Genomic DNA, 2,453 nt, shown 5'->3' with positions numbered 1-2,453 from the left:
ATAAAGGGTTATAAATCCGTCTACCGCCTCTATATAAACGAAGACTCCTAACGGAGTCTTTTCTTTTTTACACTTAAAAAGCTTTATCAGTTTTCTCTGATAAAGCTTTTGTTTTATTCAGTTTCTTCTTCTGATTCAAGTTCTTGGATTTGAACCTTAAGCTTGGTGACACGACCATTTTTTACCTTGTCATTTGTCAAGGTGATATGCTTATTTCCACTATCTAACTCATAGCTGAGTTTCTCAGATGTTGGAATAGTTCCCACACCTGTCAAATAATAACCAGCAATAGTATCTACATTGTCACTTTCAAGCTCGACATCAAAATAATCATTGAAATCGTTCAAGTTCATTGTCCCTTGGACAATATGAGTGTCCTCGCCGATAGTATGAACATAGACTTCAGCACGGTCAGTTTCATCATCAATCTCACCAACAATCTCTTCAAGGAGATCCTCAAGTGTTACCAAACCAGCCATTCCTCCGTATTCATCGAGAAGAATAGCCATCTGTCTTTGTGAATTTCTCAATTCTTTTAACAGATCATCCACAAAAATAGTTTCCGGTACAAAGAGAGGTTCCTGTAATATCTTTCTCAATACAATATTATCAAAACCATCGGTAAACCCTGCTTTTAGCAGATTCTTTGTATGAATCAAACCAATGACATTGTCCTTATCGCCGTCATAAACAGGAATTCTAGAAAAGTTTTGTTTTAAGATACTTTCGATAATGGTCTGAGTGTCATCTTGGATATCTACCATAAAGGCATCTGTTCGAGGAACCATGACTTCACGCGCCATAAGCTCATCCAGTGAGAAAATCCCCTGCAACATCTCGATTTCATCAGCATCCAAAGTTTCTTCGCTTTTAGTCAGCATGTACTCAATCTCATCACGAGTCATTTTTTCGTCTGCATCGTCAAATGTCATCGGCGTCAAACGGCTCAAAAGATTGGTTGATGCAGATAGCATCCAAACAAAAGGACTCACAATCTTACCGAGAGCAATAATAAATGGTACAGTTCGGATTGCCAAGGCATCCTTAAGATTTAGAGCAATGCGTTTAGGATAAAGTTCACCAAAAACGATAGAGATATAGGTCAAGAAAGCAAGTGACAGGAAGCTTGCGATTGCGTGCGCAGTTTCGCTATTTCCCATCCATGAGGCTATCAATTGTCCTAGAGAGTCTGCTAGTTTAGCCCCTGACAAGATTGTAATTAAAGTAATACCAACTTGAATGGTTGATAAAAAGTGATTGGGGTTTTCAAGTACCTTTAGCAAACGGATATAGCGTTTATCCCCCTCTTCAGCCTTTTGTTCAACACGTGAGCGACTAAGAGAAACCATAGCCATCTCTGTAGCAGAGAAAAAAGCATTTAAAAAGGTCAAAACAACTAATAATACAAATTGCAGTAACAAATCCTGACTGCTCGGGTCTTCCATTTTCCTTCTCCTAAAAAGTATAATTGTGACTATTATACCATATTTTTCAACTTCTACACATTAAATTGTGATTTCTATAGTAAATCCCCTACCGAAACAATAAGGGACCCGACTATCTATTAGTTCTTTGTAACAGTTACTTTTCCTGTTCGGTAATCTAACTGAATTCCCTTTTGAACGTTAGGAACTACGACGTTAAACTCCAATTCACCATCAGATGATTTGGCTTCAATCTGAGATGCAGAAGGAACCAAATCTTCTTCTGTAGCGTAGAGCAATGTGACACGGTAACGCACGCGCTTATTTTGATCCAAGGCCTTTCGAACTAAACTTTCATAGTAGTTTTGTCCAGTCGAATCTTCTGCGCGTGCCTGGTTGGCCCAGGCTGTTTGTACAGCAATATTTTTGGGATTGCTAGTAGATGCATCAAAACCATCTAAACCACCAATCAAGGCATAGCCTAATAAATGTCCTCTATCTACAGCGTGATTATAAGTCCCTTTTAGGTTTTTGACTTGATGCCATCCTGCCGGGGTCCAAGAAGTCGAACCATTCCCTGTTTCTTCACGGTCTTTGTACTGTCTTGTCGCTTTTGACATGAGGGCGTTAGCCACAGTTGGAACCGTCTCCCCACCTACAGTTTTTGTCTTGTTATCAGCATAGGGTTTACTTGAAACCTTTGCATCTAAGTTCGTTTTGTTCCCATTTATGATAAAGGCACCTGCTCCATTCCACTCAAGAGTACCCTTTATTTGTTTTTTGACCGAATCAGTCAGTACACTCTCGGCCAGTTCTTGACTTGGAGTATCAAGCGACTGGGATTTTTGTTTTACTCGTGTTTGTGGTGCAGTGTTGGAAGACTGCATTTGTTTAATATAGTAGCTTCCTGCTGACAAAAGTAGGAAAAGCAGAAGACCTATGAGTGCCTGCCTTGTTTTTTTATTCATCTTTTCTCCTTAGTTTTGTTCTTAGAAAAGAAGCTGGGACAAAAGTCCTAGCCTCTCAATT

Annotated in this window: 2 protein-coding genes; both read right to left on the bottom strand. The window is 39.4% G+C overall.

Going from position 1 to position 2,453, the window contains the following annotated elements; translation table 11 throughout:
* Positions 1 to 113: 113 nt before the first annotated feature.
* Positions 114 to 1,445, bottom strand: coding sequence for a hemolysin family protein (locus tag AB2B47_RS08515; RefSeq protein WP_320694116.1), 1,332 nt, complete (start codon positions 1,443 to 1,445; stop codon positions 114 to 116).
* 119 nt (positions 1,446 to 1,564) lie between these two features.
* Positions 1,565 to 2,392 (bottom strand): DNA/RNA non-specific endonuclease, encoded by an 828-nt coding sequence (locus tag AB2B47_RS08510; RefSeq protein WP_006147845.1) that lies wholly within the window; start codon positions 2,390 to 2,392, stop codon positions 1,565 to 1,567.
* Positions 2,393 to 2,453: the final 61 nt, after the last annotated feature.

The organism is Streptococcus wuxiensis, from assembly GCF_040888245.1.
Taxonomy (GTDB): domain Bacteria; phylum Bacillota; class Bacilli; order Lactobacillales; family Streptococcaceae; genus Streptococcus; species Streptococcus wuxiensis.
The sequence above is the reverse complement of the archived record's forward strand: the minus strand, read 5'-3'. Positions and strand labels throughout refer to the sequence as shown.